12 protein-coding genes are annotated in these 7,456 nt (G+C 41.5%); 11 read left to right on the top strand and 1 reads right to left on the bottom strand.

Annotated features, from left to right (window positions below; translation table 11 throughout):
• The 7 genes from JL57_RS24220 to JL57_RS24195 all read left to right on the top strand — a co-directional run.
• Positions 1-409 (top strand): TRAP transporter small permease (locus JL57_RS24220; protein WP_291300518.1); only part of this gene is annotated, 409 nt, incomplete at its 5' end.
• A gap of 1 nt (position 410) precedes the next feature.
• The gene (locus tag JL57_RS24215; protein WP_034144498.1) at positions 411-1,724 is read left to right on the top strand and encodes a TRAP transporter large permease; all 1,314 of its coding nucleotides are present in this window, start codon (positions 411-413) and stop codon (positions 1,722-1,724) included.
• A 239-nt stretch (positions 1,725-1,963) separates the two neighbouring features.
• Complete coding sequence (locus JL57_RS24210) at positions 1,964-2,347, top strand: nuclear transport factor 2 family protein (protein ID WP_291300517.1); 384 nt, start codon at positions 1,964-1,966, stop codon at positions 2,345-2,347.
• Positions 2,348-2,680: 333 nt separating this feature from the next.
• Positions 2,681-2,836 carry a hypothetical protein gene (locus JL57_RS35430; protein ID WP_291300516.1) on the top strand — a complete coding sequence of 52 codons (156 nt, stop codon included), beginning with the start codon at positions 2,681-2,683 and terminating at the stop codon, positions 2,834-2,836.
• 39 nt (positions 2,837-2,875) lie between these two features.
• On the top strand, positions 2,876-3,058 hold the full coding sequence (locus JL57_RS24205) for a hypothetical protein (protein ID WP_034144497.1): 183 nt from the start codon (positions 2,876-2,878) through the stop codon (positions 3,056-3,058).
• 57 nt (positions 3,059-3,115) lie between these two features.
• On the top strand, positions 3,116-3,652 hold the full coding sequence (locus tag JL57_RS24200; RefSeq protein WP_291300515.1) for a B12-binding domain-containing protein: 537 nt from the start codon (positions 3,116-3,118) through the stop codon (positions 3,650-3,652).
• Positions 3,637-4,293: a B12-binding domain-containing protein gene (locus tag JL57_RS24195; protein WP_034144496.1), complete on the top strand. Its 657-nt coding sequence runs from the start codon at positions 3,637-3,639 to the stop codon at positions 4,291-4,293. The genes JL57_RS24200 and JL57_RS24195 overlap by 16 nt, the downstream gene beginning before the upstream one ends.
• Here JL57_RS24195 and crcB read toward each other — a convergent pair.
• Positions 4,250-4,624 (bottom strand): fluoride efflux transporter CrcB, encoded by a 375-nt coding sequence (gene crcB / locus JL57_RS24190; RefSeq protein ID WP_034144495.1) that lies wholly within the window; start codon positions 4,622-4,624, stop codon positions 4,250-4,252. The two genes, JL57_RS24195 and crcB, sit on opposite strands and share 44 nt — an antisense overlap.
• A gap of 250 nt (positions 4,625-4,874) precedes the next feature.
• On the opposite strand from crcB, the gene JL57_RS24185 reads away from it, so the two are divergent.
• The 4 genes from JL57_RS24185 to JL57_RS24170 all read left to right on the top strand — a co-directional run.
• A complete protein-coding gene (locus JL57_RS24185) occupies positions 4,875-5,801 on the top strand; it encodes a LysR family transcriptional regulator (RefSeq protein WP_034144494.1) in 927 nt (308 codons plus the stop codon).
• Positions 5,802-5,927: 126 nt separating this feature from the next.
• Positions 5,928-6,644 carry a FadR/GntR family transcriptional regulator gene (locus JL57_RS24180; RefSeq protein ID WP_034144493.1) on the top strand — a complete coding sequence of 239 codons (717 nt, stop codon included), beginning with the start codon at positions 5,928-5,930 and terminating at the stop codon, positions 6,642-6,644.
• A gap of 215 nt (positions 6,645-6,859) precedes the next feature.
• The gene (locus JL57_RS24175; protein WP_034144492.1) at positions 6,860-7,156 is read left to right on the top strand and encodes a UxaA family hydrolase; all 297 of its coding nucleotides are present in this window, start codon (positions 6,860-6,862) and stop codon (positions 7,154-7,156) included.
• Positions 7,146-7,456, top strand: a 311-nt coding sequence (locus JL57_RS24170) for a UxaA family hydrolase (RefSeq protein ID WP_034144491.1), incomplete at its 3' end; no start/stop codon positions are given. The genes JL57_RS24175 and JL57_RS24170, both read left to right, overlap by 11 nt.

Raw genomic sequence — 7,456 nt, 5'->3', positions numbered from 1 at the left:
TGTGCTACTGGTGATAGTCAATGTTATTTTGAGACCTTTTGATGCGACCATTATGGGCGTTTATGATTTGGTGGTCATATTGACGCCGGTTGCCATTTCTCTATCACTGGCCTATTGTGCTGTTAAGGGTGGGCATGTTTCAGTAGGTTTACTCGTAGAACGTTTTCCTAAAAAAGTGCAAAAAATTATAGATTTCATAACCGGATCCATTGTCATTGTTTCTCTTGTAATAGCTACGTGGTATTTGGTGGAGCGTGCTGATATGATGCGTCGGAATCAGGAGGTCACTACTACGATTTTAATTCCATATGCCCCATTTATCTTAATAATTGCCGTGGGGGTCGGTATGCTTACCCTGGTGGTTTTTGGCAAGGTCTTGAATTCTTTTGTTAAAGAAGGTGACCAATAATATGGATCCTATGATGATAGGGCTCCTTGGCTTTTTGTTGTTTTTTCTTTTTATTGCAATGCGTATGCCTATTGCCTATGCTATGTTGATCACCGGCATTTTTGGTATCGGTTTTATTAATGCGCCTAATGTTGCCTTTAAAGTAGTTGCCACAGAGTTATATGGCACTTTTTCTTCTTACTCTTTAAGTGTTATTCCGTTGTTTACTTGGATGGGCTTTTTAGCTTTTTATTCGGGTATAGGCGGCAGATTGTTTACTTTTGCATATAAGGCAATAGGGCATCTTCCCGGTGGATTAGCTATTGCTGCTCAGGCAACATCAGCGATTTTTGGAGCCATTTCCGGGTCCAGTATAGCTACTTCCGCTACCATTGGTTCGATAGCCATACCTGAAATGAGAAAACATGGTTATGATGTTTCTCTGGCAACAGCAAGTGTCGCAGCTGGTGGAATTCTTGGGGTATTGATCCCACCCAGCACTATCTTTATCGTCTATGGTGTAATTACCGAAAATTCCATTGGGTCTCTGTTTATATCCGGGATAATACCCGGCATTCTTCTCACCCTTATGTATATTGGAGTAATATATTTTATAACGCGGAGGAATCCTGACCTTGCTCCTCTTGCCGAGAAGGCAACTTGGAAAGAAAGAATGGAAGCGTTCAAACATGGTGGGCTTTTGGAAGTTGTAATCGTTTTTGTTGTTTCTCTGGGAGGACTCTTCGTCGGTTGGTTCACACCGACTGAGGCAGGGGCTGTAGGAGCCGCAGGCGTTCTTGTGATTACTGTAGTTACTAAACAATTAAGTTGGGCGGCCCTGAAAAGTTCGCTGTATGACACGTTAAATACCATAGCGATGATTATGTTTCTCATAGCAGGCGCCAATGTATTTGGTCGCTTTATAGCCATTACCCGACTGCCCTTTGAATTAGGTACTTGGATAGAAGGTTTACCGTTACCGCCATTTGTTGTCATGAGCCTTATATTATTGATTTACGTAATAATGGGATTTGTTATGGATGCTTTAGCATTAATCTTGTTAACCGTGCCCATTTTTTACCCTACGGTCGTCAACACCCTGGGATACGATCCCATTTGGTTTGGGGTCATTATAGTATTAGTAGCGGGCGCTGGGGTCATTACTCCGCCAGTGGGGATAAACGTATACGTTATTAAAGGAATTGCACCAGACGTTCCGCTGGAGAAAATTTTCAAAGGTATATGGCCGTTTTTATATGCAATAATTGCGCTTATTGTCTTACTCATGGTCGTGCCTGAAGTTGCAACGTTTTTACCGAATTTACTCATTAAATAAAAGGCCAATAAAATGGGAAGTGACTGAGGCAGGAATGTCTCTTTGCTTCCTTTTATTGTATAACGAAAACCACCTAGCCAAGCAAACTCTCTTTAATCTGAGGTAACTCTCTGGGGATAAAAGAGACTTTGCAATCTTTAGGCGTTAGGGTTGTAGTGCACGTGTCAGTCAATTATCAAGGACCGTTCGGGTTCGTTTTAAGGCCTGAACCCTATATTTATCTTACAAGGAGGTATTGGATGAGTACTGTAACTGAGCGAAATAAGGAAATCGCAAGGGAGTTTTACGATTTAATCATTAACAAAAAAGATTATGAAGCGGCTAAGAAATATATAGGTGCGCGATATAAGCAACACAACCCGCTTGTCGCTGATAGACCAGAAGGATTGAAGGCATTTATCGAATTCCTTAAAACAAATCATCCTGAAGCGCGCAGCGAGATTAAACAAATTTTTGCAGACGGTGATTTTGTAATTCTACATGTTCATTCACTTCGTGCACCAAATACGCGAGGTCGGGCAATTATCGAAATATTCAGGTTAGAAGATGGAAAAATCGATGAACACTGGGATACTATTCAAGAAATTCCGGAAACATCGGCCAACAATAATACCATGTTCTGAGGCATTAACAAAAGAACCACGAGTGGAATAGGCGTTCAATTACTTGATTATAAGTCTCCGGAACTCAGTGGTCCGGAGACTTGTTTTTTTAAGTTCATACATTTGTTTTAATACTATCGGAATCGGTTGAATAATTGCTTGATTTCCAACTGAATTCTAGGAGTGTGAATCATAAATGGTTATGCTATTGTGTGATATAAGAATAAGTTTCAGAATATTTAAATAAGGAGGGTGTAAGAAATACTGGCGATTGAAGTGTGCATTGTTCATTGCTCATCGCAATAGTAGCGTTACTTAGAATGAAGGGTGTTAGTTTGAAAGCAGATAGCTATTATGCAAGACGTACGCGATTATGTTAAACGATTGCTTGAACAATATGCTGGGGACGGCGGGTTTATCATCGATTCTGCTGGGGTTATCCAATCGGATGCCAAAGTAGAAAATATCTTCGCCCTCATTGAGGCAGCAAGGGAATATGGAGTTTATTAGAAATTGCAAATTGGATTAAGTACAGGGGAGGTAAGCTAGATGACGACGGAAAAACCCGAAAGTGAAGAATTAAGAGGTATGCCTCCAGGTGTTTGTGTTCCATGGCAGGATAAAGTTAAAGAATATGGACAAATCGCAGGGAATGCGGAAATACTCAAAAACGAATGGGAAAAACTTGATGCTGCTGCTTACGTTTATCTCTGGTGGTGGGTTCAACGCTAAGCTCTCAAAGGGCTAACTGATCTTTAAATAATAATCCTAACTGGAGGGTTGGTATGTATGGCTAAATTAACAGATTCACTATCGAGTGCACTTGCAGAGTTAGAAGATGATAAAGTGCGAGAGCTTGTCGAGGAGCACCTTGAGGCAGGAATGGCCCCGTTAGTAATTGTTCAGAAGTTGCAAGAGGGCATGCAGGAAGTTGGGGTTCGCTTTGAGACCGGAGATTATTTTTTAAGTGAACTTATAATGTGTGGTGAGGCTATGTCAAGTGCCATGAGGATTCTTGAGCCCCATCTTAGAGGGGAACATAGTGAGTACAAAGGAAATATTGTGATCGGAACTGTACGTGGGGATGTTCACGACCTTGGTAAAAATATTGTCGTGATGCTTCTCAAAGGGGACGGTTATAACGTCATCGGTATTAATCCGGATGTCCCAGTATTTGTGATCGAGCAGACGATCTATGACACTAACATGAAACCGGTGGGGTGGGGTAAGTCTATTTATCGTGGTGATCGATATAAAATGACTGCTTATGATGGGTGGCATAATCAAGAGGAAACTGGGGGTGACTTCATTTGGAAGACGAACTGATAATTGCCATGGCTGACCTAGATGAAGAGAAAACCCTTAAGCTAGTTGAAGAAAGAATTCAAGCTGGATTTACCCCAGTGGAAATCGTGGAATGCTGTAAAAAAGGAGTAGAGATAGTAGGGAAACGATATTATGAAGAGATATACTTCTTGTCCGACTTGATAATGTCAGAGGGTATTTTTAGAGATGTCATGAGGATACTTGAACCTTACTTTCCAATTAATGTGCAGGAAAAAGGGTCTAAAATAATTATAGAAACCGTAGAAGGTGATATCCATGATCTTGGCAAGAACATCATGGTTTACCTTTTGCGATCCTCTGGTTTTCAGGTTTATGATTTGGGGGTCGATGTTCCACCAGAAAAATTTGTTGAGGCTGTCAATGAAACCGGGGCTCCTATTTTAGGAATTAGTGTTCTATTGTCGTTTTGCGTAGGCTCAATCAAGAAAGTAGTTGATCTTCTTCAAGAAACTGGTTTGCGAAGTAAGGTTTTGGTAGTCGTTGGTGGGTATCCAGTCAGTGATCTTGTTAAAGAGTACACAGGGGTGGATTTTTGCTTTAATGATGCGGGGAAGGCTATGAAATTGATTTCGGAGCTTAGATTAAGCGCGCCAAACCTACTCCTAAAGCCACGCCGGTAAACCCTACTACGATGCTTAGTAAGGTATATAATCCTGCCGTCATGAAGCTCCCGCCTTCAAGCAAAGCAATGACCTCATAGCCAAAGGTGGAGAAGGTTGTAAAAGCACCTAAGAAACCGACACCGATTCCTAGTCGCCAAAGAGGATTAACGTTTAAGCGCTCAATAAATAAAATATGCAAGAAGCCCAAGAGAAAGGTGCCAGTAATATTAATAAGAAAAGTGTGCAGCGGGAATCCCTGGTCCCATTTATTCGAAATCCATACCCCAAGGGCATAGCGGGACAATGCTCCGAGAGCGCCTCCTACGGCAATGACTAAAATGTTAGGCATTAGTCCACCTCTTTTCTGAAAATCTCAATGATTTAGTGCACTTCTATCATAATACATGAGCTAAGTGGTAACAAGCATCATTCACAGCGTCCATGTTCTAATGGTTGCTTATTTAATCCCCTGACTTGAACGGATATTTATCAAAAGAAAAGGGAAAATTGTAAGGAGTAGGACATTGTGAAATTGTGTGAAAAGAAGTATCATTATACAAATATATCACTCAGAGATCTAGAAACTAGAGGTGTAAGTTTTGAAAAACGATTCCTTAAAAACCTTCGTAACCGTAGTCGAGCATAAGAACTTCTCTCGGGCGGCTGAGGAACTCTATCTATCCCATCCCGATGTCAGTATGCAAATCCGGAGTTTGGAAGAAGAACTTGATACAAAGCTTGTAATTAGTTCGTCAAACCATTTGGAGCTTACGAAATCAGGCGAGATATACTATGGTTATGCTAAACAAATTTTGCATTTACAGGATAAGGCTAAACAGGAAATCAAGCAGATCTCAAATGTAGTTACAGGGACTTTGAAGGTGGGAGCAAGCTATACCATCGGAGAATATCTTTTGCCCTTTGCAGTGGCTGAATTTGCGGCTCATTATCCGAGAGTAGAGATTGAAACGTCTATCGCCAATACGAGGGAGATAATTCAAGCAGTTCAAGCTAATCACTTAGACATTGCCCTTGTGGAAGGAGAAGTCGATCAGCCGGACATTTTTGTCCGCCCATTTTTGGATGATGAAATTATTTTATTAGTACCAAACCAACATCCCTTGGCAACGCTCCCCATTGTTACGACAGAGCTTCTCCAAGACCAAGTCTGGATTCTCAGAGAGAGCGGTTCCGGAACTCGTGCGTTCAGTGATAAGCTTTTCCAAGAATGGGGAATCAATGTCCGAAAATCTTATATCTTTGGTAGTGGTCAAGCCATCAAGCAGGCTGTTACAGCAGGTTTAGGAATTGCTCTCGTCTCACGTTGGATCGTGAGAAAAGAGTTAAATGCCAAGGAATTAAAGACGATCAGAATTAAAGGCAAGCGTCTTAGTCGTTCATTTTACGTAATAGTGTCGAAAAGTCACGAAATCTCCGAGGCCTTGGAAGTTTTCACGGAGCAACTTTTTACCCATGAATCAATTTCTTCGTTTAAAAAAATAGGCAAAAGAGGAATCGAGGCCTAATTAGAGACAAGAGAGTCTAGCTGATTACCTTTTGAAGGTAGTCAGCTAGACTTTGTAATACCATACAACATGTTGACTCGGTATGATATAATACCATTGTATTAAAAGTAAGGTCGGTGGATACTTATGTTTGAACCCGTAAAATTTTATGGTAACCTATCCGAAGGCATTGTAAATCAGATTATGCATGGAATTAACAACGGCGAACTAAAGCCAGGTGATAAGTTGCCTCCTGAACGTGAAATGTGCACCATGTTTTCTGTGAGTCGGACAGTGATTCGGGACGCTCTAAAAATGTTGGTTGGGTTAGGTGTCGTTACGATCCGGCATGGTATGGGGGCTTATATTAACGAAGTGGATGGAGCGGAAGATGTTTCTCGATTAGCTTCTCTTCTTCATATTTCCCAGGGGACCATTGAAGAGCTATTTCAGGTCCGGGAGGTTTTAGAAAGCCAAGCCGTGATTTGGTGTACTCAGAACGCGAATGAGCAGGATCTTCGGCAACTCGAGCATATTGTTCGTAAAGGAAAAGAATTAGGGGATGCGGGTGAGTCAAAACTCGCATTACTTGATGCTGAATTTCATCTAAAGATTGCGGAGGCTGCAGGTAATCGGGTCCAGATGAGACTGATGATTAACCTGTTAGATCTACTCGGAGAAATTAGATCCAGAACGCTAAAGGTTCCAGGGCGGCAACGTTTATCCGTTCTGGATCATGAAACAATTGTTGAAGCGATTAATCAAAGAAATCCGGAATTAGCGCGTCAAAGAATGCTGAGTCACTTAGCGAATGTTAGAGAAGCCATTCAATCTGTGGCTCACGCACATGAGGACTGGGATTAGGTTTAGAAAATACTCAAGAAAAAGATTTACTTATTTCTATTGGATGGATTGGAAATAGTAAATCTTTTTCTTTATTATCTGTTGACAAAAGTGAAACAAGGGGTTAGTATTTACTCATGGTCATACCACATACCACATACCACGTGTTGCATCGGAGTAAGAAATGGGAGAATAATGCGTGAGGAGTGGTTAAATCTTAAACAAGGAGGGTTATCATGAGCAGCCACAAATTTTTAGTTCACAATGATGGCGACTACGTAGGCGTTGCTATCCAAGACATTCAAACTGGCGAAGAAGTACTAGGGGTTGAACTCCATAGCGGTCAAGAATATCACGTGAAGTCAAACCACACTATTCCGCTCGGTCACAAAATCGCACTCCAAGCGATTAAGAAGGGTGAAACTATCCTTAAATATGGTGAGAACATAGGAGTCGCAACCGCAGATGTTCAAATCGGTGATTGGGTACACACACATAACTTAAGAACTGCGAGGTGGGATTATGGAAACTAAGATTTTAGGATATAAGAGAGATAATGGTCGTATCGGGATCCGCAATCATGTACTAATTATTCCAGTGGATGATTTATCCAATGCTTCTTGTTTAGCCGTGGAACACAATATAGCCGGAACATTGGCAATTCCCCATCCTTATGGACGCCTTCAATTTGGTGCTGATCTAGAGTTGCACTTCAAAACCTTAATTGGTGCTGGCCGCAACCCGAACGTTGCAGCTGTCGTCATCATCGGAATCGAACCAAACTGGGCTAAGCTAATTGCTGATGGAATTGCTGAGACGGGTAAACCTGTAGC

The organism is Desulfosporosinus sp. BICA1-9 (genome assembly GCF_000802135.1).
This window is presented reverse-complemented; position numbering and strand designations above follow the sequence as displayed.